The following is a 23,766-nucleotide window of genomic DNA, read 5'->3' as shown; positions in this document are numbered from 1 at the left end:
GCCCACTCCCCCCGAGGACCCCCCACCGGGATCCTGCACGGACCCTGCCGCCCTCATGTGCCCGGCGCCCGCACCTTTACCCGAAGCAGACGAACAGCCGGTCAACATGGGACGGGAGCGGGGACGGGGGTCAGCGGGCGCGGGCTCCGTCGCGGAGCCGCTCGGGGTCGATCTCGCGCCCCGGACGGCGGCGCAGGTACTCGGCCTCAAGCTCGTTCATGCGGCGGGTGTGCTCGCCGTAGGCCTGGTCGGCGGCGTGCCGGAGCGCGTCGAGCCGCGTCTCGTACAGGCTGCCGAGTTCGCGGAACAGGTCGTCGTCGGTGAGGTCGCCGGGGTCGATCCCCAGGTCGCGGCTCGTCATCGTGCGCTCCCTCCTGCATGGGCGTCCCGTCCCCTACCCGGTGCCCGCCGGGCGAATCGCGGGTCTTGCACGAGGCCGGTTACCTACCTAGCGTTTGCTACATGACTGAGACGAGCGGCCCCCTGGTCGGGCACGTCCACTCCGACGATCTCCCCTGGGTGCACATCGGGCCCGTCGGCCTGCAGGTCCTCCGCGTGTCGGCGGACACGTGGGTCGTCCGCAACCGGTTCGAGGCGGGCTTCCAGCTGCCGACCCACAAGCACACCGGCGGCGTCCACGGCTACACCTTCTCCGGACGCTGGCGGTACAAGGAGTACGGCATCGACTACGTGACCGGGACGTTCATCCACGAGCCGCCCGGGTCGATCCACACCCTGACGATCGAGGAGGACAGCGACATCCTCTTCATCATCGAGGGCGCCTTCATCGAGTACGACGCCGACGGGAACATCAGCGGGGTCGTGGACGGCGAGTCCACCCTCAACTCCTACTACGCGCTGTGCGACGACGCGGGGATACCGAGGCCGCAGGGCATCCTGTCGTGATCCCGGACGACTTCCCGGACGCGTCGTTCACCGGCGGCCACCCGTTCGCCCTGTACGAGCGGCTCCGCGCGGAGGGCGGCCTCGTCCGGCATCCGCGGCTGCCGATGTGGGTAGCGGCGTCGCACGCGGTGGTGCACGCGGTGGCGAGCGACCCGGCGGCCTACCGGTCCGGCGGCGGGATCCTGATCGACGAGATCGGGCGGCCGTTCGACACGCCTCCGACGATCATGCACACGGACCCGCCGGACCACGCCCGGTACCGCGGGCTGGTCGCGCCCGCCTTCCGGCCGTCGGTGATGCGGCGGCTGGAGGGCGAGGTCAGGGCCCGGGTCAGGGCGCTGCTGGCGCCGATCGAGGCGGGCCGGCCGTTCGACGTCGTCGGGGAGCTGGCCGTCCCGCTGCCGCTGCAGGTGATCTGCCTGCTGCTCGGCATCCCGGAGGACGACTGGCCGCGCTTCTTCCGCTGGACGGAGGCGATCATCCCCGGGGCGGCGCCCGAGCTGTCCGCCGAGGAGCGCGACACCCTGCACCTGGAGTGCGGGACGTACCTCCTCGGCGTCGCGCACGAGCGCCGCGCCGAGCCGCGCGACGACGTGATCTCGCAGCTCGCCCTCGCCGAGCCGGCCGGCGAGCGGCTGACCGACATGGAGCTGGTGATGTTCCTGATCCAGCTCCTCGTGGCGGGAAACGAGACGACGCGGCATTCGATCTCGGGCGGGCTGCTGGCGTTCGCCGAGAACCCCGGCCAGTGGCCCGCGGACGACCTTCCGGCGGCGATCGAGGAGATCCTCCGCTGGACGTCCCCGGTCGTCTACTTCCTGCGCGCCGCGACGCGTCCGGTCGTGCTGGGCGGGCAGAAGGTCGAGGCCGGCGAGTACCTCATGCTCCTGTACGGCTCGGCCAACCGCGATGCGGCGGCGTTCGGGCCGGACGCCGACCGCTTCGACGCCGCACGGCGCCCGGAGGCACCCGGTCTGGCGTTCGGCTACGGGCCGCACTTCTGCCTCGGCGCGGCCCTCGCCCGGCTCGAACTCCGCGTCCTGCTGGAGGAGCTCGCCGACCGGTTCACGGCCGTCGCCACCGAGGGGGTGCCCCGCTACAACGGGTCGCCGGTGGTCGTCGGCCTCCGGCACTGCGTTCTCAAGGTGACGGGGAGGTGAAAGGACAGAGAACTCTCAGGGCGCCGGCGTGCTTGCCGAACCGGACGGCCGGCGGCAGCGGCGCCACCTCGCCGTCCCGCGCCAGCCGCAGCCCGCCGTCCGGCGAGACGATCTCCATGCCGGTCGCCCGCCAGGCGCGGTAGCCGGGCGTGACGTGCAGGTGCCCTACGAGGATCGCGGCGACCGCGCGGACCCGGGGGACGCGCCGCCCGGTCGTGATCATCCGGACGTCGAGCCTCCCGTCGTCGAGCCGCTCCCGCCAGGTCGGGGCGGCGCCCCGCGAGCCGAACGCGCAGTTGCCGACGAACGCCAGCCAGACGCGGCGGCGCCGGCCGTCCACCGTCAGCTCGACCGGCTCGGAGTGCCGCAGCGTCCGGACGGCGGCGACGGCGAGCGCCGGCCACTTCCCGATGCGCCTCTCCAGCCGCTCGCGCCGGTCGACCAGCTCGGTGTAGGCGCCGAAGCTCGCGGTGTTGAGGAACAGGCGCTCCTCGTCGCGGTCGGGCCCGGCGGCCAGGGGCGTGACGTAGGAGACGTCGACCCGGCCGACCTCGGCGTTCCGGTACGCGGCGATCGCCTGCGCGGCCGACTCCACGCCGAGTGCGCGGGCGAAGTGGTCGAACGTCCCGCCCGGGACGACCAGCAGCGGGACGTCGTGCCGCAGCGCGGTCCGCGCGGCCGCGTTCACCGTGCCGTCCCCGCCGACGACCGCCAGGACCGCGGCCCGCTCGGCGGCCTCGGCGAACACCTTGTCGACGTCGTCATCGGGATCCAGCCGGACGATCTCCGCCGCGGGCAGCTCCGCCTCGATCAGCGCGAGCGCGACCTCCGCACGGCCGGGCACGATCCGGGCGTCCGCGTCACCGGCGGTGCCGGAGCCGAGGTTGACGACCGCGACGAGGCCGCGTCCGTCCGGCGTGACCTGGACGTTCCCGCCTTCGGCCCGGGTCACGCGGGCCACCGGAGGGCGGGCGGGCCACACCATGCGGGTCCCGACCGCGGCGAGCGCGCCGATCCCGGCGCCCGCCAGCACGTCGCCCGGATAGTGGGCGCCGGTGTAGACGCGGGCGAAGGCCACCGCCGCGGCCGTCGCCGCGACCGGGACGGCCACCGCCGCCGGCGCCTCCAGCGCCACACCGGTCGCGAACGCGGCGGCGGACGCCGTGTGCCCGGACGGGAACGCGTGCGAGGTCGGCAGCTTCCACCGGATCCGGATCGGCGGCACCAGGTCCACGACCGGGCGCTTGCGGCGGAACGCCTGCTTGCCGAGGATGTTCACGGCCGGGCTGGCCACCGCGATCGCGATCGACCCGCGCAGCGCCGCGCGCCGCAACCGGGGGTGCCCGGTGAGCCCCAGCGTGCCGGCGGTCGTGAACCACAGCATCCCGTGGTCGGCGGACCGCGACAGCCTCGGCAGGACGTACTCCAGCCCGCGCAGCCGGGCCGCCGCGACCCGGTCGAACGCCCACCGGTCGGCCCTGCCCAGCCGGCGCAGCACGCCGATGCGCAGCAGGCCGGACCGGCTCTCCTGCGCCGCCCGGCGCCGACGGCGAATGACGGACCGTGACGGCGCGGGTCCGCGCCGTGTGTGGTTGAGCCGCATCTCCCGGGTATCCCCAGGGACGCCGACATGATTCCGCAAAGATCTCAAATCGGGGGTCACATGCGGGCGAACGTCACTCTCGACTCATCGACTGCAATAGGCTTCGCGGCATGAGTCACCCGGAACGGCTCGGTTCCCCGGGTGGCGAGTCGGTCGGAACGATCGCGGAGCTTCCTCACGTGAACGAGACGCTGGCCGACTACGCCGCACGGTACGGGCTGAGGCAGAGCGCTGCGCGCCCCCCGCTGCGCAAATACATCCAGGATGTGTGGGCCCGCCGGAACTTCATCTGGGCGTTCGCCTCCGCCAAGAACATCTCGATGTACACCGACTCGCGGCTCGGTCAAGTCTGGCAGCTGCTGACACCGCTGCTCAACGCGGCCGTCTACTACCTGATCTTCGGGCTGCTGCTCGGCACCAGCCGCGGCGTCCCGGACTTCATCCCGTTCCTGGTGACCGGTGTCTTCCTGTTCGGCTTCACGCAGCGCTCGGTGACGTCGGGGGCGAAGTCGGTCGGCGACAACCTCTCGCTGATCCGGGCGCTGCACTTCCCGCGCGCCACGCTGCCGCTGGCGATCGCCGTCGTCGAGCTCCAGCAGCTGCTGATGGCGCTCATCGTGCTGTTCGTGATCGTGTTCGCGTTCGGTGAGCCGCTCAGCTTCAACATGCTGCTGTTCGTCCCGGTGGTGGGCCTCCAGCTGATGTTCAACGTGGGCATCAGCATGGTGATGGCCCGGCTGGGCGCGTTCAACCGCGACATCACCCAGCTGCTGCCGTTCGTCATGCGGACGTGGCTCTACGCGTCCGGCGTCATCTTCAGCCTGCCCCAGATGATGCAGTCCGGCCACAAGCTGGCCGAGTACGGCTGGCTGGGCGAGCTGATGAAGGCGAACCCGGGCTATGTGTACGTCGAGCTGAGCCGGCACGTGCTCCTCGGCGAGTACCGCGGCTACGTCTCGACCAACCTGAAGATCCATGAGACCACGCAGCTGTGGCTGTACGCCGTCCTGTGGGCCCTGGTGGCGCTGGTCGGCGGATTCATGTACTTCTACCGTGCCGAGGAGCGATACGGCCGTGGCTGACACGAAGGTCCGCGGGACCCTCGACATCGACCCGACGCGGGAGCCGATCGTCGTCGTCGACGACCTGCACATCGTCTACCGGGTGTACGGCGCGGGCGGCAAGGGCAACGCCGCGTCGGCGTTCTCCCGCGTCCTGCGCCGCCAGCACCGCCCGTCGATGACCGAGGTCCACGCGATCAAGGGCCTGTCGTTCGTCGCGTACCGCGGCGAGGCCGTCGGCATCATCGGCACCAACGGCTCCGGCAAGTCGACGCTGCTGAAGGCCATCGCCGGGCTGCTGCCCCCGCACCGCGGCGGCGTCTACACCGACGGTCAGCCGTCCCTGCTGGGCGTGAACGCGGCCCTGATGAAGGACCTCACCGGCGAGCGCAACATCGTCCTCGGCTGCCTCGCCATGGGCATGTCGCCGTCCGAGACGAAGTCCAAGTACAAGGAGATCGTCGACTTCGCCGGGCTGAAGGAGGGCTTCATCCAGTACCCGATGCGGACGTACTCGTCCGGCATGGGGGCCCGGCTCCGGTTCGCGATCGCCGCCGCCAAGACCCACGACGTGCTGCTGATCGACGAGGCCCTCGCCACCGGCGACGCCAAGTTCCGGAACAAGAGCAAGCGCCGCATCGACGAGCTGCGCAAGGACGCCGGCGCGGTGTTCCTCGTCGCGCACCAGCTGGACACGGTCAAGGAGATGTGCGACCGCGTCATCTGGATCGACGAGGGCCGCATGCACATGGACGGCGACCCCGCGGAGGTCATCGCCGCCTATACCGAGGCCACCGGCAAGTAACGGGCGTCGCGCAAGGGGCCGGTGAGACTGGCGTTACCACAGTGACGCAGAGTTACCGGATCGTCTCTGGATGAGACGGGCCAGGCGATCTACCGTCGAAGGGGCAACCTCCGAGCGAGGAGACCCCCATGGCCGAGCGGCTCAGTGTTCCCCGAGGGGGGACGGCCCCCCACGCCCCCCGGTCCGACTCCGTCGGATTCAGCAGACGCGGCTTCCTATCCTCCACAGCACTCGCGGCCGGCGCGTACGGCGCCCTGGCGGGGTGCGCCAGTGAGAGCAGCGGTCCCCAGGCGAAGAACAGCGGGAACGCTCCGAAGGAGGTGTTCACCGCCCCCGCGAAGAAGCTGAGCGGCTCGCTCAGCATCCTGATGTGGAGCCACTTCGTGCCCCGGCACGACAAGTGGTTCGACAAGTTCCTCTCCGACTGGGGCAAGAAGGTCGGGGTGGACGTCCGGGTCGACCACATCAACACCGTGGACGTCCCCCGCCGGGCCGCGTCGGAGATCCAGGCGGGCCGCGGCCACGACCTCATCCAGCACATCGCGCCGTTCTCGCAGTACGAGCCGTCCGTCCTGGACATGACCGACCTCGTCCAGGAGGCCAGCAAGCGGTGGGGCAAGCAGCTGGAGCTGTGCCGCAAGTCGAGCTACAACCCGAACACCAAGCGGTTCTACTGCTACTGCCCCGGCTGGTCGCCCGACCCCGGCGACTACCGCAAGTCGATGTGGCAGAAGGCGGGCATGCCGAACGGCCCCACGAGCTGGGACGACCTGCTGCGCGGTGCCGCGCAGATCAAGAAGCAGACCGGGGTGCCGTGCGGGATCGGGCTGTCCCCGGAGACCGACTCGAACATGGCGGCGCGGGCGCTGCTGTGGTCGTTCGGCGGGTCCGTCCAGGACGAGAACGAGCAGGTCGTCCTCAACTCCGAAGCGACCGTCGCCGCCGTGGAGTTCATGGCGCGGCTGTTCAAGGAGGCGGAGACCAGCGAGGTCTTCTCGTGGACGCCCGCGTCCAACAACCAGGCGCTCATCGCCGGCAAGTCGTCCTACATCCTGAACTCGATCTCCGCGTGGCGCACCGCGATGGGCACGAACCGGACGATCGGCGACGACATCTTCTTCGTGCCCGCGCTGCGCGGCCCGAAGGCGTCGATGGCGGCGCAGCACGTGATCCAGCAGTGGATCGTCCCGAAGTACGCGGGGAACCCGGACGCGGCCAAGGAGTTCCTGCTGCACTACACGGCGAACTTCCCGTCGGTGTCGTACTACTCCGAGCTGTACGACCTGCCGGGGTGGCCGTCGATCGTGCCGCAGCTGAACGGCTGGCTCGACAACGACCCGTGGGGCGCCAAGCCCGCGAACAAGCTGAGCCTGCTGAAGACGGCGACGTCGTGGAGCGCGAACATCGGCTACCCGGGCCCGTCCAACCCGGCGATCGGCGAGATCTTCAACACCAACGTCCTGCCGACGATGTTCGGCAGCGCCGCCCGCGGCCAGGCGTCCCCGCGCGACGCCGTCAAGGAGGCGGAGGGCCGCATCAACGCGATCTTCAAGAACTGGCGCGGCCGCGGCCTCGTCGGCGGCTGACCCCCGTGAACACCGTAGAGGTGAAGGGGCTGGTGAAGACCTTCGACGGGCATGTGCGGGCCCGCCGGGGGCGGTCGGACCAAGTCCGCGCGCTGGACGGCGTCGACCTGGCGGCCGAGCCCGGGGAGTACCTGGTGCTGCTCGGGCCGTCCGGCTGCGGGAAGACGACGCTGCTGCGCACGATCGCGGGCCTGGAGCAGCCCACCGAGGGCGAGGTCCTGATCGGCGGGAACGTGGTGAACGGGCTTCCGCCGCGGGTCCGGCAGATCGCGATGGTGTTCCAGTCGTATGCGCTGTATCCGCACAAGACGGTGCGGGACAACATCGTCTTCCCGCTGCGGGCGGAGGGCATGGCCCGGGAGGAGCGGGAGAAGAAGGCGACCTGGGCGGCGGAGCTGCTGGAGATCGAGCCGCTGCTGCGCCGCAAGCCCCGCCAGCTGTCGGGCGGTGAGCGGCAGCGGGTGGCGCTGGCGCGCGCCCTCGTCCGGGACCCGGCGGTGTTCCTGCTGGACGAGCCGCTGTCCAACCTCGACGCGAAGATGCGCGCGACCGCGCGGGACGAGCTGAAGCGCTTCCAGGAGCGGGTCGGGACGACCACCATCTACGTCACCCACGACCAGGCGGAGGCGATGGGCCTCGGCGACCGGATCGCGGTGCTGGAGCACGGCCGCGTCCGGCAGGTCGGGACGCCGCAGGAGGTGTACGACGACCCGTCCGACACGTTCGTCGCGACGTTCATCGGGTCGCCGCCGATGAACCTCGTCAAGCGGGACGGCGTGCTGGTGGGGTTCCGGCCGGAGCACCTGCTGCCCGTCGAGAACGTGGTGACGGAGCCGCGGCTGACGATGCCGTTCCAGGTCGAGCGGATGGAGTACCTGTCCGGCGACCGGCACGTCTACGGGACGATCACGGGCATCGGCGCGCAGACCCGCGTGATCGCCCGGCTGCCCGCCACCGTGGCGACGCCGCTGGAGGCCGGGGAGACGCACGCGTTCGCGGTGCCGTCCGAGCGGCTCCGGTTCTTCGACGCCGAGTCGGGCAACCGGACGGCGCCCGTGCCGATCGCGGATGCGGCGATCGGGGACGCGCCCCCGGGAGACGCACCGTGACGCACGCGCGGAGCGGCCCCAAGCCCGCCGTGGCGACGGCGGAGGGGCGGCGGGTCAAGGCGGGGCTCGCCGACCGCGACGGGTTCCTCGCGTGGGTGATGCTGCTGCCGTCGGTCGTCTACATCGTCGCGCTGGTCGGCATCCCGTTCCTGCTGGCCATCGCGTTCGCGTTCTCGGACGTGACGACCGGCGACCCGTCCTTCGACTTCGTCGGGTTCCGCAACTTCGACGAGATCTTCGCGGACGGGGTGTTCTGGCGGGCGCTGCGCAACACGCTCGTCTTCACGCTGGTGAGCATGGTGCTGATCGTCCTGTTCGGGAAGATCCTCGCCAACATCCTGGTGGCCGACTTCCGCGGCAAGTGGTTCGTCCGGTTCCTGGTGCTGCTGCCGTGGACGACGCCGGTGGCGCTGTCGACGATCTCGTGGCTGTGGTTCCTCGACTCGATCTACTCGCCGGTCGACTGGGTGCTGCGCCATCTCGGGCTGATCGACGCGAACATCGTGTGGCTCGGGCAGCCGGGCACCGCGATGGGGTCGGTGATCGCGGTGCAGACGTGGCGGCTGACGCCGCTGGCCGCGGTGATCGTGATGGCCGGGCTGGTCGCGATCCCCCGCGACATCGACGAGGCGGCGCGGATCGACGGCGCCGGGTTCTGGCGGCGGATGTTCGAGGTCACCGTCCCGCTGACGCTGCCGGTGATCGCGGTCGCCGGGCTGTTCGGCGCGATCATGACGTTCACCGACATGACCGTCCCGTACGTGCTGACGCGCGGCGGCCCGACCCACTCGACCGACGTCCTGGCGTCGTGGGCGTACTTCCGGGGCATCGAGGGCGGGGACGTCGGCCAGGGCGCCGCCATCGCCCTGTTCCTGTTCCCGCTGCTCCTCGCGGGCGCCATCGCGATCCTGCGCACGGTCCGACGTTGGGAGGCCCAATGACCACCGATGTCGTGGCGCTTCGGCGCAAGTACGCGCGGCGGCATGTGGCGGCGCGGTGCGGCGTGTACGGTGCGGCGATCCTGGCGGCGCTGGTGTGCGCGCTGCCGTTCCTGTGGAGCGTGGTCAGCGCGTTCAAGCAGAACCAGGACCTCTACAACCCGGAGAGCAACCCGTTCTTCTTCAACAAGCCGGCGACGCCCGACCATGTGACGTTCCTGTTCACCGACACGCCGTTCCTGACGTTCGTGGTGAACACCCTGATCGTGGGCGCGGCCGTGGTGCTGGTCACGCTGGTGCTGGCGCTTCCGGCCGCGTACTCGCTGGCCCGCCTGGACCGTCCGTGGGGCACGCCGATGGGCATCGCGATCTTCATGGTGTACCTGGTGCCGCCGTCGCTGCTGTTCCTGTCGCTGACCCGCGTCGTGGTGGCGCTGCACCTGGAGGACTCGCTCTGGTCGATGATCGTCGTGTATCCGACGATCACGATCCCGGTGTCGGTGTGGCTGCTGATCGGGTTCCTGAAGGCCGTTCCGAAGGACGTCGAGGAGCAGGCCATGGTGGACGGCTACAGCCGGCTCGGCGCGTTCCTGCGGATCGTCCTGCCGCTGGTGTTCCCGGGCATCGTGGCGGTCGTCGTGTTCAGCTTCACGCTCACGTCCAGCGAGTTCGTGTACGCGCTGGCGTTCGTGTCGGCGAGCCCGGAGATGGTGGTCAGCACGGGCGTGCCGACCCAGCTCGTCCGGGGGGACGTGTTCTTCTGGCAGTCGCTGCAGGCGTCCACGGTCATCACGGCGGTGCCGATCGCGTTCCTGTTCAACCTCTTCCTGGACCGTTTCGTCACGGGCTTCACCATGGGCGCCGTCAAGACGTGAGGCCCCTGATAGAGATGGGGGGGAACAAGCAGATTCTGATGTAGGAGGTCGCCATGGCCGGCAAGCCGCCGCTTCCGCACGAGCACCTGCCCGAGGTTCCGTCGTTCACCGTCACCAGCGACGACGTCACCGAGGGCGAGCGCTTGGCGGACAGGCACGTGTTCAACGACTGGGGCTTCAGCGGCGGCAACGAGTCCCCGCACCTGAGCTGGTCGGGGTTCCCCGCCGAGACCAGGAGCTTCGCGGTGACGTGCTTCGACCCGGACGCGCCGACCGGCAGCGGTTTCTGGCACTGGTCGCTGTTCGACATCCCCGCGAGCGTCACCGAGCTGCCCACCGGCGCCGGCACCGAGGATTCCAAGGTCGGCGTGCACGCCCGCACCGACTATGGGACGAAGGCGTTCGGCGGCGCCGCCCCGCCGCCCGGAGACCCGCACCGCTACGTGTTCACCGTCCACGCGCTGGACGTGGATTCGCTCGGCCTCGACTCCGACACGTCCCCGGCGGTCGTGGGCTTCAACATCACCGCCCACACGCTGGCCCGCGCCGCGATCGTCCCCGAGTACGGCGTCTGAGCGTCCGCCGAGGCCGTCCCGCAGCACGCCGGGGCGGCCTCGCCGTCTCATCCCGTCCGGCCGGGCTTGACGCCGCGGTAGCCGGGGTGGACTCCCCTGCCGAGCCCCTGCTGCTCGGCCATGCGCTCCAGTAGCGCCTTCACCTGCCGGTGCTCGTCGTCGGACAGCGCCTGGCACATCTCCTTCTCGTGCGCCGCGCCGGCCTCCGCGAGCCCGGCCAGCAGGGCGAAGCCCTTCTCGGTCAGGTACAGCGCGTAGAGGCGCCGGTCGCCGGGGTTGCGGCGGCGTTCGATCAGCCCGCGCTCCTCCAGCTCGTCGGCGAACGGGACGAAGCGGCTCGGCGGCATGCCCAGCCGGCCCGCGAGTTCCCGCTGGCTGCGGCCGGGGGCACCGGCCAGCATGCGCAGCAGCCCGGCCTGCGGCGGCGTCAGGTCCAGCTCGGCGATCCGCTCGGCGAACCGGGCGGCCCCGTGCGCGCCCAGTTGGGCCAGCAGGAACGCCACCCCCACCGGGATCGCGGGACGCCCCTCCTCCTCGTTCATATCCATGTGTACATGATAGCGGCTTGACAATCGTTCTGCTTTGTAATCATTATCGGATGTATAGCAACGACCGCACGACAACGAGGAGACGTCATGACCACCGCTTCCGCTCCAGAACGTCCCGCGACCTCCGGACACCGGCCGCAGTCCGGGCCGCCGCTGCTGGTCCCCGCCCTGTCGTTCACGGCGCTGACCGTCGGCTACGTGATCGCCAACCGCGCCACCCCGCACCCGGACGCCACGGGCGCCGAGGTGCTGCGGTACGCGCAGGAGCACGGCACCGCGATCAACGCGGGCTCCTGGCTGCTGCTGGGCTCCGCCATCCCCCTCGCCCTGCTGGCGGCCGTCCTCTACCGGCGGCTGCGCGCCCTCGGCATCACCGCGCCCGGCTCGGCGATCACCTTCGCCGGCGGGCTGCTGGCCTCCGTCGCGCTGGCGCTGAGCGCGATGCTCGCCTGGACGGGCGGGCGGCTGCCCGCGGACGCGAGCCCGGCGCTCGCCCGCGCGCTCGCCGACCTGTCGTTCCTGGCCGGCGGCCCCTTCTACGGCGCGGGCTTCGCGATGCTCGTCGCCGGGATCTCGGTCACCGGCCTGCTCGCCCGGCTGCTGCCGCGCCCGCTGACCTGGATCGGGCTCGTCCTGGCCGCCGCGGGGATGGTGTCCACGCTGACCCTGCTGGCCGACGGGTTCGCCCCGCTCATCCCGGTCATCCGGTTCGGCGGCCTCATCTGGCTCGTGGTCGCGGCGGCGATGCTCCCGCGCACCCGCCAGAAGCGTGCCTGAGCCGTCCGCGCCGAGGCCGTCCCGCGAACCGGGGCGGCCTCAGGCGTCGCCGGCGAGGACGTCCCCGACGGCCGTCCGCCGGTACAGGACGGACCGGCCGCTGCGCTCCCGCGTGACGAGCCCGGACGCGCGCAGCACGGCGAGATGGTCGCCGACCCCGCCGACGCTCATCCGCAGCCGCGCGCTCAGCGAGGTGGTCGAAGCCGGTTCGGCGAGGAGGCGGAGCAGGTCGGCGCGAGTATGGCCGACCAGCTTCGCGAGGGCGCCGGAGTCGTGCGGCGGACGGGTCTCCCAGAGCGCCGCCACTCCCCTGGCCCGGTACATGAGCGTGTACGGCCAGTCCTGTTCGAGCGCGGCGCCGAGCTCGGAGAAGACCACGGGCACGAACATCAGCCCGCCGCCGCCGAGCCGGAAGGTGGCGTCGGCCCGGATGTCGGCCTCGATGACGCCGTCCCGCCAGCGGACCTGCCGGGACAGGCCGTCCAGCGCCTCCGCCCAGCCGTAGGCGGCCAGCCGCCCGGCCCGGTGGACGATGTCGCGCTCCAGGATCGACCGCAGCACCGGCCAGTCCGGCTCCAGGAGGGCCAGCCAGGCGGTCTCCAGCCCGGTCGCGAGCCGTTCGGCGACGTCAGGGGCCTCCAGGACGTCCCGGACGACGGCATCCGGCTCCGGCAGGCCCGCCAGGTTGCGGGCGATCTCCCGGCGCGCCTGGCCGAGCGGCGTCGCCCGCACGGTCGCCAGCTGCTCGGCGATCGTGAGGTTCGGCCGGGCGGGCGGCGGGACGACGAAGTCGGCCATGTACCCGTGCTGCCGGCGCAGGAAGGCCAGCGCCCTGATCGCCGGGTCTCCGGCCACCCGCCGGTAGGCGGGCCGGGCCCGCTCCACCCACGGGCCCATCAGGCCGATCGGCACCCGGCCGGCGAGCAGGCCGAGCGCGCTCTGCACCTCGATCAGGGGCGCGATCCCGAACCGGCTGGCCGCGAGGTCCCCCGGCCCCACCTCGATGCGGTACATGTTTCGCTCCTCCCCGAAACATTATCCGGGCCGTGGCCTCCGGCCGCAGAGTCGCCGTCATGACCGCACCCCCGACGACCTCCGCCCGGTACCGCGACGTGTTCGGCGTCCAGGAGTTCCGGACGCTGTTCTCGCTGCAGACCCTCCAGGTCGGCGGCGACTCGATCCGCACGATCGCGCTGTCGGTCCAGGCGTTCGAGCGGACGGGCTCGCCCGTCGCGGCGGCCCTCGTCTTCGCCGCCGGGATGCTCCCGTACGTGGTCGGCGGCGCGCTGCTGCTCTCCCTCGCCGACCGCGTCCCGGCGAGGCGGCTCCTCACCGGCTACCACCTGCTGCGCCTCGCGGTCACGGCGGTCCTCGCGCTGGGCGGCCTGCCGCTGCCGCTGGTGATGGCGCTGCTCGTGGTGGCGGGGCTGTTCGCGCCGGTCGGCGGCGCGACCGTCCAGGCCCGCCTCCCCGCCCTGCTCCCGGGGGACGGCTACGTCCTCGGCCGGTCGCTGTTCACGATGACCAGCGCGGGCGCGCAGATCGCGGGGCAGGCCGCGGGCGGGCTGCTGCTGTCGGTGCTCACCCCGTCCGGGACGCTCTGGCTCGCGACCGCCAGTGCGGCGCTGGCCACGGCCCTGGCGCGGTTCCGGCTGCCGGACGTCCCGGCCGCGGCCCGTCCGGCGTCCACGGGCATGGCGGCCGAGACGTGGCGGACCAACGGGCGCCTGCTGAGGGCCCGCGGCACGCGGGGGCTGCTCCTGGCCGGGTGGCTGCCGATCTCCCTGTCGGTCGGGTCGGAGGGGCTCGCGGTCCCGTACGCGGGCCGGCTGGGCGATCCGGACGCGGCGGGGCTGCTGCTGTCCGCCGCGGCGGCCGGGATGTTCGCGGGGAACCTCGTGGTGGGCCGGTGGATACGTCCCGGCCTGCGGGAACGCCTCACCCTGCCGCTCGCGGCGCTGACCGGCGCTCCGCTCCTGCTGTTCGCCTTCGAGCCGGGCCTGCCGGTGGCGTGCGCGCTGATGGCGGCGGGGACGTCCGGGCTCGGCTACGAGCTGGCCGTCCAGCGCCGCCTGGTGGACGCGGTGCCCGAGGAGATCCGCGGGCAGGCGATCGGCCTGTACGGCAGCGGCCTCATGACGGGCCAGGCCGCCGGCATCGCCGCCGCGGGCGCCCTCGGCGAGTCGCTCTCCCCCGCCCACGTCATCGCCCTGTGCGGCGCCGCCGCCCTGGCCGCCTCCCTGGCCCTGGCACGCCACCTGCGCTGACGGGTGTGGCGTGTTGCCCCGCCGTGAGGGCAACACGCCACAGACGGGCGGGCTACTTCTGCCAGGGGAAGCGGTCGGCGAAGGCCGGCTTCAGGTCGTCCAGCCAGACCGCTTCGGGGTCGTACTGGGCGAAGAAGGGCTTGCCGACCAGGTCGGCGTCGCGGCACTGGATGAAGTGCAGCGCGAACACCTTCTCGCCCATCAGGTCGAGGACGCCGTCCACGCAGACCTTCCCGGGGGTCGCCGACATCGACGGGCCGCGCACCGTCCGGGACAGGCCGGAGACGTTCTTGTAGGCGTCCCGGAAGATGTCGTAGGCGTGGGCGAGGGGCACGGCGAAGTAATCCTGCGGGCCCGTATCGCGCTCGACGAACATGTAGTAGGGGATCAGGCCCATCCGGGTCTGGGCGCGCCACATGGTCTCCCAGGTCGGGGCGTCGTCGTTGATCGTCCGGATGAGGGGGGCCTGGGTGCGGATGATCGCGCCGGTGTCGCGGATGCGCCGGCACGCCTCGCTGACCATGAGGGGTTCGAGCTCGCGCGGGTGGGTGAAGTGCGCCATGAACGCGAGGTTCTTGCCCGACTCGACGACCTGCTCGAACAGCCGCAGCATGTCGTCGGCGTCCGGGTCGGTGACGAACTTCTGCGGCCAGTAGGCCAGCGATTTCGTCCCGATCCGGATGGATTCGAGCTGGTCCAGGTCCAGCAGCGGCTCGACGTAGCGGCGCAGCACCGGCTCGCCCATGATCATGGCGTCGCCGCCGGTGAACAGGACGCTGGTCACCTCGGGGTGGGCGAGCAGGTAGTCGCGCAGCGCGGCGGGCTCGTCGCCGGCCATCTTCAGGTCGGCCTCGCCGACGAACTGGGCCCAGCGGAAGCAGTACGTGCAGTACGCGTGGCAGGTCTGGCCCTGTTTGGGGAAGTACAGGACGGTCTCGTCGTACTTGTGCTGCATGCCGGGGATCTTGCCGTCCCCGAAGCTGGGGATGTTCAGCTCCATCTGCCCGGCCGGGTGCGGGTTCAGCTTCATCCGCACGTCGTGGGCGGCGGCCTCGACCTCGGCCTTGGGGGCCTCTCTGCTCAGCAGGTCGGCCAGGTGCGCGACGTCCTTGGCGGGGAGCATGTCCTCTTGGGGGAACACCAGCCGGTAGATCGGATCGTCGGGCGCCGCCGACCAGTCGATGAGCTCCTCGATGACGTAGGCGTTGGTCCGGAACGGCAGGACCGTGGCCACCGCCCGGGTCGCGAGCCGCTGCGCGGGCGAGAGCCCCGCGCGAGCGGTCAGCTCGTCCAGGTGCTTCGCCGTGAAGGCGCGGAACTTGCGACCGGTGGATCGCACTGCGGGAGCCGCGTCGTTCACCAGTGTCACGTGTTGGTTCTCCTTGCTGTCAGCGGGGAAGCGCACCCCCGGCGCGTCGTCACGGACCGTGATCCGAACTGCTCGGGACACCCCCATTCAACCCTTTAGGACGGGTTCATGCCGAATTGATACCCCCTACCACGCGGAGACAAAGGCAGGTCAACGACGATTCCGGCAAATCGCTCCGTCATCATCGTGGACGTCCCGGCGTTCAGACAACGACTACGGGACGTCAACTTCTCCATCACCCTGCGGCAAGGCTTCGGCCAGCGCATACTCGTCTAACGCCGCCCCAGGTCACACACTGACGGGATCTTCGGAAATACTGGCCGGGGCGGGCAGGACCGATCGGCGCACACGGCGTGCGGACGAGAGGGGGGCCGGATGGACTCTGACGAGCGGGACGGGCCGGGCACAGCTCCCCCATACGTGATCGTCCTGGCTTCAGTGGCAACGGCAAGTTACGCAACTTTTTTCTTGGAGAACCTGCTCAGCCCCAAGCTGGACTTCTTCAACGGCTATGTGAGCGAGCTCTCAGCCGCCGACCAGCCGTTCCACCTCGTCTACAGCGCGGGCGACTTCATCACCGGCGTGCTGTCGATCCTGGTGGCGGTCGCGACGCTGCGCAGGCTCACCCGCAAGCCGCTCGCCACCGCCGGCTGGGCGTTCCTCGCCCTGTTCGGCGTGTGCGCCATCGGCGACGCGTCCTTCCCCCTCGACTGCGCGCCCAGCCTGGAGACCTGGTGCGCGCTGCGGGAGCGATCCGAGCACGTGTCGTTCTCCCACGAGTTCCACTCGGTGACCAGCTCCGCCGTGATCGTCTGCGGGGTGGCCGCGCTGCTGCTCCTGTCGCTCGCCGCGCGCCGGTACGGCTGGTGGCCGGCCCTCGCCCGCTGGGGCTGGCGGCTCGCGCTCGCCGAGTCGGTGTTCGCGCTGGGCACGCTCGTCGCGATGTACATGGGGCAGTGGCTCGGGGTCGTCCAGCGGGTGCAGATCAGCGTGCTGTGCCTGGGGCTGCTGACCATCGCCTGGGCCCTGTACTCCGACCACCGGAAGGCGGCACAGGCCGCGCGGAAGGCGTCCGCGGCGCCGGAGAGGGCGTCCCTGTGAGCGCGATCATCAACATAGGGCGCGAGCAGGTGCACGTGGTCGAGTCGGGGCCGGCGGACGCGCCGCCGCTGCTGCTGTCCTCCGGGCTCGGCGGCGCCTGGTTCGACTGGGCCCCGTCCATCGCGCTGCTGCGGGACGAGTACCGGGTGATCGTCTTCGACCGTCCCGGCCTCGGGCTCAGCCCCGCCGCGGCCGCGCCGCCGACGCTGCGCCGCGACACCGCGATCATGGCGACGCTGGCGGAGCGGGCCGGCCGGCCGGTGACCGTCCTCGCGCACTCGATGGCCGCGTTCCACGCCGAGGCGCTGGCCAGGACTCGTCCCGGGCTCGTCGCGGGCGTGGTGCTGGTCGACCCGAGCTACGAGCGCGACCCGCACGTCGCGGTGCGGCTCGCCGCCGCGCTGACCCCGCTGGCCGGGGCGGCGGGCGCGGTCCTCGGCGCGACGCGGCTGGCGAAGGCCGCCGGGCCGTTCGGCCGCCGGCTGGTCCTGAAGCACACGAGCCGCCGCGACGAGGCCGTCCCCGGCGACGTCGTCCGGTCGGTGTACGGGCGCGGGACGGTGATCGGCACGGTCATCGCGGAGGAGCTGGCGTACCGGGAGATGGCCGTCGACCTGGCGCGGCTCCGCGAGCGACGGCCGTTCCCGCCCGTCCCGCTGGCCGTCGTGACCGCACTGGGCGACGTGGACAAGCCCGGCGATCGGCGCGAATGGGCCGAGGGGCACGCGTGGCTCGCCCGCATGAGCCCGCTCGGCACGCGGATCGAGCTGCCGGACGCCCTGCACATGGTCCCGCTCGACCGTCCCGACGTGGTGGCCGACGCGGTCGCGGGGCTCCGGGAGCGGGGAGCGGCGGCATGAGGCGGATCATCGTGCTGGCGGTCGTGCTGGCCTTGACCATGTCCGGCTGCAAGGTCATGCAGCGGATCTCGGACGGTGCGTACCGCAACGCCGTCACCGACGGGGTCGTGGACGAGTTGCAGGCCAAAGGCATCGAGCTGCAGGCCCGTCCCATGTGCGAGTCTCCGGGCCGCGAAACGGACTCCGTCGTGCGCGTGTCCTGCACGGGCGAGACCACGACCGGCGAACGTGTCGCCGTAGAGGGCATCGCCTACGACGCCGATACGGAACGTCCACGCGAGTCCTACACCGTCACCATCGATGGGCGCGAGGTGCTGCGCAAGGACTGCCTCGGCCTGGGCTGCGACGACCAGAACCGCTGAGCCGCCGGCAGGGCAAGGAATCCGCATACGGAACGGAAAAACCCACCACGCAGTGCATACAGGCCCGTACCGTCGGTGACGTAGCGGGTGTGAAGATACCGCGCGTGAAGATGCCGCACCTCAACCTCAGCCGCAAGAAAGCGCTGATCCTCGGTGCCGCCGGGCTGCTGGTGCTCATCGCGGTGGGCGGCGGTGCGTACCTGCTGCTGTCGGGCCGCGACGAACTGCAGTACAAGACGCAGGCCGCGCTGCGCAAGGCGCTGCCGGTGACCGCCGCCGCCGAGCTGCACAAGCGCGGCGTGGACCTTGGGTCGCCACTGAAATGCGATGACCTGCCCGGCTGGACGAAGAAGAAGATGCGCGTGTCCTGCACGGGCACCACCTCGGACAAGAAGCCGGTGAAGGTGCTCGGCAGCGGCGAGGAGGAGACCCACAAGGCGTACTACACGATCCTCGTGGACGGCCGGCCGGTCGTGCAGAACGCGTCGTGCCTAGGCGCCGACTGCGTCCGGAAAGAGGGCTGACCGGGCCGGGTGACGATCGCCACTCCGGCCCGCCGCCGTCAAGACAGGTGAAAGAACGTCTTACGATGCGATGAGCTGCGTTCTTGCGGCGCACCGCGTTTTCCTTCACCCTCCTGGAGCGGCCATGACCGGCACCGGCGAGCCGTCGCGCCCGGCGACGCCTCGCCTCGCGGCGGTCCGCCCGCTGCCGATCGCGGTCGACACGATGGGCGGCGACCACGCCCCCGGGGAGATCATCGCCGGGGCGATCGAGGCCGTCCGCGTGCACGGGGTCCGGGTGGTGCTGGTCGGGCAGGCACCGCGGATCCGCCGCGAGCTGGACATGTACGGCTACGTCGGGAAGATCCCGATCGTGCACGCCGACGAGGCCCTGGACATGGGCGAGGGCGCGCTCGCGAGCTGGCGCAAGCCCCGCTCGTCCATCGCGATCGCCTGCCACCTGATCAAGCAGGGCCGGGCGTCGGCGCTGGTGTCGGCGGGCAGCACCGCGGGCGTCGTGGCGACGTCGCGGCTGCGGCTGAAGGGCCAGCAGGGGGTGCTGCGGCCGGCGATCGCCGTCGCGCTGCCGACCCGGCCGCGGCCGACGATCCTGCTGGACGCGGGCGCCACCGCGGACGTCAAGCCGGAGGTCCTCGTCCAGTTCGCCGCGCTCGGCACCGCGTACGCGCAGATCCTGCTGGAGCTGGACCGTCCGTCCGTGGGGCTGCTCAACATCGGCGCCGAGCCCGGCAAGGGCAACAAGCTCACCAAGCGGGCGCACGAGCTGCTCGCGGGCGGCAGCCACGGCCTCGCGTTCACGGGCAACGTGGAGGGCCACGACCTGCTGAGCGGACGCGCCGACGTCATCGTGGCGGACGGCTTCACCGGCAACGTCGCCCTCAAGACGATGGAGGGGACGATCGGCACCGCGTTCAGCGAGATCCGCGACGCCATGACGTCCAGCCCGGCCGCGCGGATGGGCGCGTTCCTGCAGCGCCGCCGCCTCCAGGACCTCCGCGACCGCCTCGACCCCGACACCTACGGCGGCGGCGTCCTGCTCGGCCTGAACGGAACCGTCGTCATCGCGCACGGCGCGTCCGAGGCCCGCGCGATCACCTCCGCGTGCGAGCTGGCGCACCGGCTGGCCACCGGACGGATCGTCGAGCGGATCCGCGAGCACGTCGCCGCGACCCGCACGTCCCGGTTCGGGCGCTGGACACACGGCGAACGCGACGGCGCCGACAAGAACACCGACGGCGGCGAGAAGGCCCCGGAGGCCCCGTCTCCCGCGGCGAGCACCGCCCCCGACCCGCCCGCCGCGCCGTAGCCGGGCGGAAAACCGTGTCCGGGCGCCGGGGCGGCGCCGATAACCTTGGGACATGCCCGATCCGCAACTCGTACTCGCCGCCCGGGTCCGGGCCGCGCTGAGCGCCGCCTTCGGACCGTCGTACGCGGACGCCGACCCGGTCATCCGGCCGTCGCAGTTCGCCGACCTTCAGGCCAACGTGGCGCTGCCGCTGGCCAAGAAGCTGGGCCGCAAGCCGCGAGACGTGGCCGACGAGATCGTCGCGAACCTCGACACCGCCGGTGTCGTGTCGGACGTGCAGGTCAGCGGGCCGGGCTTCATCAACCTGACGCTCAGCGACACGTGGATCGCCGGCGAGGCGCAGCGGGCCCTGGAGGACGCGCGGCTCGCCGTCCCCGCCGCGGACGAGCCGCAGAAGGTCGTCGTCGAGTACTCCTCGCCGAACGTGGCGAAGGAGATGCACGTCGGGCACCTGCGGACCACGATCGTCGGCGACGCGATCGCGCGGATCCTGGCGTTCCTCGGGCACGACGTCGTCCGCGACAACCACGTCGGCGACTGGGGCACCCCGTTCGGCATGCTGATCGAGCACCTCCTCGACCTCGGCGAGGAGGCGGCCGCGCGCGACGACTCGTCCGTCAGCGACCTGACCGCGTTCTACCAGGCGGCGCGGGGCAAGTTCGACGGCGACGAAGAGTTCGCCGACCGGTCCCGCAAGCGGGTCGTGGCGCTCCAGGCGGGCGACGCCGAGACGCTGCGGCTCTGGAACGTCCTCGTGGACGTGTCCAAGCGGTACTTCAACGCCGTCTACGGCCGGCTCGGCGTCACCCTCACCGACGACGACATCAAGGGCGAGAGCTTCTACAACGACCTGCTCGCCCCGACCGCCCAGGAGCTGGAGGACAAGGGCATCGCGGTGATCAGCGACGGGGCGCTGTGCGCGTTCCCCCCCGGCTTCAAGGGCCGCGAGGGCGAGCCGCTCCCGGTGATCATCCGCAAGAGCGACGGCGGGTACAACTACTCCACCACCGACCTCGCCACGATCCGGTACCGGGTCGACACCGAGCACGTCGACCGGATGATCTACGTGGTGGGCGCGCCGCAGTCGCTGCACTTCGAGATGGTGTTCGCGGTCGCGCGGACGGCGGGCTGGCTGAACGACGAGGTGAAGGCCGACCACGCGAAGATCGGCAACGTCCTCGGCACCGACGGCAAGATCCTGCGGACCCGCGCCGGCGGCACCGTCAAGCTCGCCGAGCTCCTGGACGAGGCCGTCGAACGGGCCGGCGCCGCGTTCGACGAGGTCCAGCACGACGCCTCGTTCGACGACGCGACCCGCGCCGCGATCGTCCAGGACGTGGGCATCGGTGCGGTGAAGTACGCCGACCTCTCGGTGGCGCTCGACAGCGAGTACACCTTCGACTTCGATCGGATGATCTCGTTCCACGGCAAGACCGGCCCATACCTGCAGTACGCGGTGGCCCGGATCCGGTCGATCTTCCGCAAGGGCGGCCTCGCCCCCGAGGACGCGACCGGCCCGATCGTCCTCGGCCACCCGGCCGAGCGGGCGCTGGCGCTGGAGCTGCTCGGGTTCGGCGCCGTCCTGAAGCAGGCCGGCGACACCGCCGAGCCGCACCGGCTGGCGAGTTACATCTACTCGGTCGCCGACGCCTACACGACGTTCCACGAGAACTGCCCGGTGCTGAAAGCCCCGGACGAGGCGACCAAGGCGTCCCGCCTGGCCCTGTGCGCGGCCACGCTGCGCACGCTCGTCACCGCCCTGGGGCTCCTCGGCGTCCCCACCCCGGAACGCATGTAGGGGCTGCGTTGGCCCAGGGGGGCGACCCCCTGGAACCCCCGTTACGAGCCGGTCGATCCTCACGCCACCGTGCGGGTTTGTTGTGACCGTGCGGGTCGGTGTCGTGTCGCTCCGGTCGACCGGCTCGACGGGCATGCGCGCTCCGCTCGCTCCACGCGCCTACCCGTGACCCCGGCTGAGGTTCAGGCCTGGAGTGCTCCTGCTCGTTCGCGGGTCACCTGTTCGCGGACGGCGGGGACCACCTCCAGGGCGAAGACGGGCAGCTGCTCCGGGTCGCCGGCGAACAGGAACGAGTCGACGCCGTGGCCGATGGCCAGCTCGGTCAGCTCGTAGATCCACTGGCGGGGCGGGCCGTGCAGGAAGCCCCGCGAGTCGCTCGCGTCCAGCGACCCTTCGAGGACGTAGACGCGGCGGATCTCGCCGGGATCGCGGCCGGCGCGCAGCGCGGCGTCGTCGAGGCGGCGCTGGCCGTCCGCGAGCCGCTTCGGCGGGACGAGGGACGACGGCGCGATCCACCCGTCGGCGACCCGTCCGGCGAGGTCGAGGCCGCGCGGCCCGGTGACGCCGAGCCAGATGCCGATCTGGTGCACGGGCACCGGACCGGCCTGCGCCGCCGCGAACCGGTAGTGCTCGCCCTGGAACCGCAGCCCGTTCTGGTCGCTCCAGTGCAGCCGGATGATCTGCACGGCCTCCTCTAGGGCCCGGCGCGCCGCCGCGGCGCCGAGCCGCGGACCGCCGTACGCCTCGATGCCGTCCGGCGACATCCCGGCCCCGAGACCGAGTTCGACGCGGCCGCCGCTGAGCCGGTCCATCGTCGCGATCGCCTTCGCGAGCGCGGCGGGCGGGCGCAGCGGCAGGCACGCCACCACCGGCAGCGCCCGGATCCGGGACGTGCCGGCCAGCACGGCCGCCAGCAGCGTGAGCGCGTCGGCGGTGTCGCGCCGGAACGGCCGGTCGCGGACGCCGAGCAGGTCGAGCCCGAACCGGTCCGCCTCCTGCGCGGCGCGGATCAGCGGGGCGGACACGTCCGGGTCCAGCGAGAGGCCGAAGCGCAGCGGTCCGCGGGTCACTGCAGGTAGCCTTCGACCTCGTCCGGCGGGCGGACGCCGGCGTCGTCCGGGACCTCCCCCGCCTCCTGCCGTGCCCGGCGGCGGCGCAGCAGGTCCCAGCACTGGTCCAGCGCGACCTCCAGCCGCTCCAGCCGCCGGTGCTCCTCCTCCCGGCCGAGCTCCCGCCGCTGGTGCCGGTCGCGCAGCCGCTGCTCCTCGCCCACGTACTCGCTGATGCGGGCCAGGATGTCCTTCTCGTCCATCGGCCGTCAGCGCTCGCGGCGCGAGTTGGTGAGCCCGCTGAGGAACCCGCCGTCGGTCCCCGTCGAGTGCTGCATCGAACCGGTGGTCTTCGGCTCGACGACGGGCGACGTGGGCGGCACCGTCCCCGCCGCCATCGCACGCCGGGCGGGCGTCTTGCGGGCCGCCGTCCCGGACTTGGCGGCGGTCCTCGATCTGGCCGACCCCTTCGCCGTGCCGGACCTCGTGCTCGCCGTCGCCCGGCCGGACGCCGACTTGCGCGCCGCCGTCGTCCTCGACTTGGGCGCGGTCGACTTCTTCGCCGTGCTCGCCGTCTTGGACGTGGACGTCTTCCGGGTCGTGGACGACTTCGGCGACGTCCGCGCTGACGTGGTCGACCGCGAACGGCCGGATGCCGCCGACGCCGACTTGCGCGCCGTGCTCTTGCCGGCGCTGCTCTTGCTCGACGACGGCGACTTCTTCGCCGTCGTGCTGCGCCTGCCGTTCGCGGACTTGGCCGTCGTGGTGATGACCTTCGCCGCCGCGTCCATCGCCTTGGCGGCGTCGGACATGGCCTTGGTCGCGCTGGTCATCGCCTTGGTCATCGCCGTCATGGCCTTCGCCGACGAGGACGCCTTGGTCGCCACCGACTTCATCTGCGTCGCGGCGGTCTTGGCCTGGCTCGCGGCCTTGGTGACCCGGGTCGCGGCGGCCGACGACGACGCGCTCGTCCGGCTGGACGTCGCCTTCTTCGCCGTGCCGCTCTTGCTCCCGGCCGACCGGGACGTCGTGGACCGCGTCGGCGACTTCGCCGCCGAGGTCCGCTTCGCCGCCGGCTTCTTGGCCGTACTGGACTTGGTCGCTGATGTGCTCTTCGCACGACCGGCCGGCCCTCGGCTCGATGTCGTACGCGATGCGGTCTTGGTAGGCACTGATCTCCCCCCAGT

At 71.9% G+C, this 23,766-nt stretch carries 25 protein-coding genes; 17 read left to right on the top strand and 8 right to left on the bottom strand.

Annotated elements, in window-relative coordinates:
• Positions 1-130: 130 nt before the first annotated feature.
• Positions 131-361, bottom strand: coding sequence for a DUF6158 family protein (locus E1293_RS13720; RefSeq protein ID WP_132197637.1), 231 nt, complete (start codon positions 359-361; stop codon positions 131-133).
• Positions 362-462: 101 nt separating this feature from the next.
• Between E1293_RS13720 and E1293_RS13715 the strand changes: the two genes are divergently transcribed.
• Positions 463-906: a 2,4'-dihydroxyacetophenone dioxygenase family protein gene (locus E1293_RS13715; RefSeq protein ID WP_132197635.1), complete on the top strand. Its 444-nt coding sequence runs from the start codon at positions 463-465 to the stop codon at positions 904-906.
• Positions 903-2,066, top strand: coding sequence for a cytochrome P450 (locus E1293_RS13710; protein WP_132197633.1), 1,164 nt, complete (start codon positions 903-905; stop codon positions 2,064-2,066). Before E1293_RS13715 ends, E1293_RS13710 begins: the two co-directional genes overlap by 4 nt.
• Here E1293_RS13710 and E1293_RS13705 read toward each other — a convergent pair.
• Positions 2,047-3,669, bottom strand: a complete 1,623-nt coding sequence (locus E1293_RS13705; RefSeq protein ID WP_207938838.1) for a bifunctional phosphatase PAP2/diacylglycerol kinase family protein — start codon at positions 3,667-3,669, stop codon at positions 2,047-2,049. The two genes, E1293_RS13710 and E1293_RS13705, sit on opposite strands and share 20 nt — an antisense overlap.
• Positions 3,670-3,848: 179 nt before the next feature.
• Here E1293_RS13705 and E1293_RS13700 point away from each other — a divergent pair, with 179 nt between their 5' ends.
• From E1293_RS13700 to E1293_RS13670, 7 genes are all read left to right on the top strand, one after another.
• A complete protein-coding gene (locus E1293_RS13700; protein WP_243716204.1) occupies positions 3,849-4,751 on the top strand; it encodes an ABC transporter permease in 903 nt (300 codons plus the stop codon).
• On the top strand, positions 4,744-5,535 hold the full coding sequence (locus E1293_RS13695) for an ABC transporter ATP-binding protein (protein ID WP_243716203.1): 792 nt from the start codon (positions 4,744-4,746) through the stop codon (positions 5,533-5,535). Before E1293_RS13700 ends, E1293_RS13695 begins: the two co-directional genes overlap by 8 nt.
• Positions 5,536-5,855: 320 nt before the next feature.
• Entirely contained in the window at positions 5,856-7,121 is a 1,266-nt protein-coding gene (locus E1293_RS13690) for an ABC transporter substrate-binding protein (protein WP_207938837.1), read from the top strand.
• Positions 7,122-7,126: 5 nt separating this feature from the next.
• Positions 7,127-8,230 carry an ABC transporter ATP-binding protein gene (locus E1293_RS13685; protein WP_132197625.1) on the top strand — a complete coding sequence of 368 codons (1,104 nt, stop codon included), beginning with the start codon at positions 7,127-7,129 and terminating at the stop codon, positions 8,228-8,230.
• Positions 8,227-9,171 (top strand): carbohydrate ABC transporter permease, encoded by a 945-nt coding sequence (locus tag E1293_RS13680; RefSeq protein ID WP_207938836.1) that lies wholly within the window; start codon positions 8,227-8,229, stop codon positions 9,169-9,171. Before E1293_RS13685 ends, E1293_RS13680 begins: the two co-directional genes overlap by 4 nt.
• The gene (locus tag E1293_RS13675; RefSeq protein WP_132197623.1) at positions 9,168-10,043 is read left to right on the top strand and encodes a carbohydrate ABC transporter permease; all 876 of its coding nucleotides are present in this window, start codon (positions 9,168-9,170) and stop codon (positions 10,041-10,043) included. The genes E1293_RS13680 and E1293_RS13675 overlap by 4 nt, the downstream gene beginning before the upstream one ends.
• Positions 10,044-10,096: 53 nt before the next feature.
• The gene (locus E1293_RS13670; RefSeq protein ID WP_132197621.1) at positions 10,097-10,618 is read left to right on the top strand and encodes a YbhB/YbcL family Raf kinase inhibitor-like protein; all 522 of its coding nucleotides are present in this window, start codon (positions 10,097-10,099) and stop codon (positions 10,616-10,618) included.
• Between the two features lie 47 nt (positions 10,619-10,665).
• Here E1293_RS13670 and E1293_RS13665 read toward each other — a convergent pair whose 3' ends face one another.
• Entirely contained in the window at positions 10,666-11,166 is a 501-nt protein-coding gene (locus E1293_RS13665) for a MarR family winged helix-turn-helix transcriptional regulator (protein WP_132197619.1), read from the bottom strand.
• A gap of 87 nt (positions 11,167-11,253) precedes the next feature.
• On the opposite strand from E1293_RS13665, the gene E1293_RS13660 reads away from it, so the two are divergent.
• A complete protein-coding gene (locus tag E1293_RS13660) occupies positions 11,254-11,943 on the top strand; it encodes a DUF4386 domain-containing protein (protein ID WP_132197617.1) in 690 nt (229 codons plus the stop codon).
• A 39-nt stretch (positions 11,944-11,982) separates the two neighbouring features.
• Here the strand turns inward: E1293_RS13660 and E1293_RS13655 are convergent, their stop codons facing one another.
• Positions 11,983-12,957, bottom strand: coding sequence for an ArsR/SmtB family transcription factor (locus E1293_RS13655; protein ID WP_132197615.1), 975 nt, complete (start codon positions 12,955-12,957; stop codon positions 11,983-11,985).
• Between the two features lie 59 nt (positions 12,958-13,016).
• On the opposite strand from E1293_RS13655, the gene E1293_RS13650 reads away from it, so the two are divergent.
• Positions 13,017-14,210 carry an MFS transporter gene (locus E1293_RS13650; RefSeq protein WP_132197613.1) on the top strand — a complete coding sequence of 398 codons (1,194 nt, stop codon included), beginning with the start codon at positions 13,017-13,019 and terminating at the stop codon, positions 14,208-14,210.
• Positions 14,211-14,262: 52 nt separating this feature from the next.
• On the opposite strand, the gene E1293_RS13645 is transcribed toward E1293_RS13650, so the two are convergent.
• Positions 14,263-15,579, bottom strand: a complete 1,317-nt coding sequence (locus E1293_RS13645) for a KamA family radical SAM protein (RefSeq protein ID WP_132197611.1) — start codon at positions 15,577-15,579, stop codon at positions 14,263-14,265.
• Positions 15,580-15,954: 375 nt separating this feature from the next.
• On the opposite strand from E1293_RS13645, the gene E1293_RS13640 reads away from it, so the two are divergent.
• From E1293_RS13640 to argS, 6 genes are all read left to right on the top strand, one after another.
• On the top strand, positions 15,955-16,680 hold the full coding sequence (locus tag E1293_RS13640; RefSeq protein ID WP_132197609.1) for a DUF998 domain-containing protein: 726 nt from the start codon (positions 15,955-15,957) through the stop codon (positions 16,678-16,680).
• Positions 16,677-17,540, top strand: coding sequence for an alpha/beta fold hydrolase (locus tag E1293_RS13635; protein ID WP_243716201.1), 864 nt, complete (start codon positions 16,677-16,679; stop codon positions 17,538-17,540). Before E1293_RS13640 ends, E1293_RS13635 begins: the two co-directional genes overlap by 4 nt.
• Entirely contained in the window at positions 17,537-17,902 is a 366-nt protein-coding gene (locus tag E1293_RS13630) for a hypothetical protein (protein WP_132197607.1), read from the top strand. The genes E1293_RS13635 and E1293_RS13630 overlap by 4 nt, the downstream gene beginning before the upstream one ends.
• A gap of 110 nt (positions 17,903-18,012) precedes the next feature.
• Positions 18,013-18,426, top strand: a complete 414-nt coding sequence (locus E1293_RS13625) for a hypothetical protein (RefSeq protein ID WP_132197641.1) — start codon at positions 18,013-18,015, stop codon at positions 18,424-18,426.
• 124 nt (positions 18,427-18,550) lie between these two features.
• Positions 18,551-19,732, top strand: a complete 1,182-nt coding sequence (plsX, locus tag E1293_RS13620) for a phosphate acyltransferase PlsX (protein WP_132197605.1) — start codon at positions 18,551-18,553, stop codon at positions 19,730-19,732.
• Positions 19,733-19,784: 52 nt separating this feature from the next.
• Positions 19,785-21,530, top strand: coding sequence for an arginine--tRNA ligase (argS, locus tag E1293_RS13615; protein ID WP_132197603.1), 1,746 nt, complete (start codon positions 19,785-19,787; stop codon positions 21,528-21,530).
• Between the two features lie 182 nt (positions 21,531-21,712).
• Here argS and E1293_RS13610 read toward each other — a convergent pair whose 3' ends face one another.
• Genes E1293_RS13610 through E1293_RS13600 form a run of 3 tightly spaced genes read right to left on the bottom strand, consistent with a single transcriptional unit; the run spans position 21,713 to position 23,751 of the window.
• A complete protein-coding gene (locus tag E1293_RS13610) occupies positions 21,713-22,600 on the bottom strand; it encodes an LLM class flavin-dependent oxidoreductase (RefSeq protein ID WP_132197601.1) in 888 nt (295 codons plus the stop codon).
• On the bottom strand, positions 22,597-22,842 hold the full coding sequence (locus E1293_RS13605) for a DUF2630 family protein (protein WP_132197599.1): 246 nt from the start codon (positions 22,840-22,842) through the stop codon (positions 22,597-22,599). Before E1293_RS13605 ends, E1293_RS13610 begins: the two co-directional genes overlap by 4 nt.
• 6 nt (positions 22,843-22,848) lie before the next feature.
• On the bottom strand, positions 22,849-23,751 hold the full coding sequence (locus E1293_RS13600; protein WP_132197597.1) for a hypothetical protein: 903 nt from the start codon (positions 23,749-23,751) through the stop codon (positions 22,849-22,851).
• Positions 23,752-23,766 lie beyond the last annotated feature (15 nt).

The organism is Actinomadura darangshiensis, assembly GCF_004349235.1.
In the GTDB taxonomy this organism is placed as follows: Bacteria; Actinomycetota; Actinomycetes; order Streptosporangiales; family Streptosporangiaceae; genus Spirillospora; species Spirillospora darangshiensis.
Note: the sequence above shows the minus strand (reverse complement) of the source record. Positions and strands in the feature narration are given on the sequence as shown.

Excerpts from the sequence above, each read along its gene's own strand:
- E1293_RS13720 (WP_132197637.1), bottom strand. The coding sequence starts at position 361 with ATGACGAGCCGCGACCTGGGGATCGACCCCGGCGACCTCACCGACGAC.
- E1293_RS13715 (WP_132197635.1), top strand. The coding sequence starts at position 463 with ATGACTGAGACGAGCGGCCCCCTGGTCGGGCACGTCCACTCCGACGAT.
- E1293_RS13705 (WP_207938838.1), bottom strand. The coding sequence starts at position 3,669 with ATGCGGCTCAACCACACACGGCGCGGACCCGCGCCGTCACGGTCCGTC.
- E1293_RS13675 (WP_132197623.1), top strand. The coding sequence starts at position 9,168 with ATGACCACCGATGTCGTGGCGCTTCGGCGCAAGTACGCGCGGCGGCAT.
- E1293_RS13670 (WP_132197621.1), top strand. The coding sequence starts at position 10,097 with ATGGCCGGCAAGCCGCCGCTTCCGCACGAGCACCTGCCCGAGGTTCCG.
- E1293_RS13665 (WP_132197619.1), bottom strand. The coding sequence starts at position 11,166 with ATGGATATGAACGAGGAGGAGGGGCGTCCCGCGATCCCGGTGGGGGTG.
- E1293_RS13660 (WP_132197617.1), top strand. The coding sequence starts at position 11,254 with ATGACCACCGCTTCCGCTCCAGAACGTCCCGCGACCTCCGGACACCGG.
- E1293_RS13655 (WP_132197615.1), bottom strand. The coding sequence starts at position 12,957 with ATGTACCGCATCGAGGTGGGGCCGGGGGACCTCGCGGCCAGCCGGTTC.
- E1293_RS13650 (WP_132197613.1), top strand. The coding sequence starts at position 13,017 with ATGACCGCACCCCCGACGACCTCCGCCCGGTACCGCGACGTGTTCGGC.
- E1293_RS13640 (WP_132197609.1), top strand. The coding sequence starts at position 15,955 with ATGGACTCTGACGAGCGGGACGGGCCGGGCACAGCTCCCCCATACGTG.
- E1293_RS13630 (WP_132197607.1), top strand. The coding sequence starts at position 17,537 with ATGAGGCGGATCATCGTGCTGGCGGTCGTGCTGGCCTTGACCATGTCC.
- E1293_RS13625 (WP_132197641.1), top strand. The coding sequence starts at position 18,013 with ATGCCGCACCTCAACCTCAGCCGCAAGAAAGCGCTGATCCTCGGTGCC.
- plsX (WP_132197605.1), top strand. The coding sequence starts at position 18,551 with ATGACCGGCACCGGCGAGCCGTCGCGCCCGGCGACGCCTCGCCTCGCG.
- argS (WP_132197603.1), top strand. The coding sequence starts at position 19,785 with ATGCCCGATCCGCAACTCGTACTCGCCGCCCGGGTCCGGGCCGCGCTG.
- E1293_RS13605 (WP_132197599.1), bottom strand. The coding sequence starts at position 22,842 with ATGGACGAGAAGGACATCCTGGCCCGCATCAGCGAGTACGTGGGCGAG.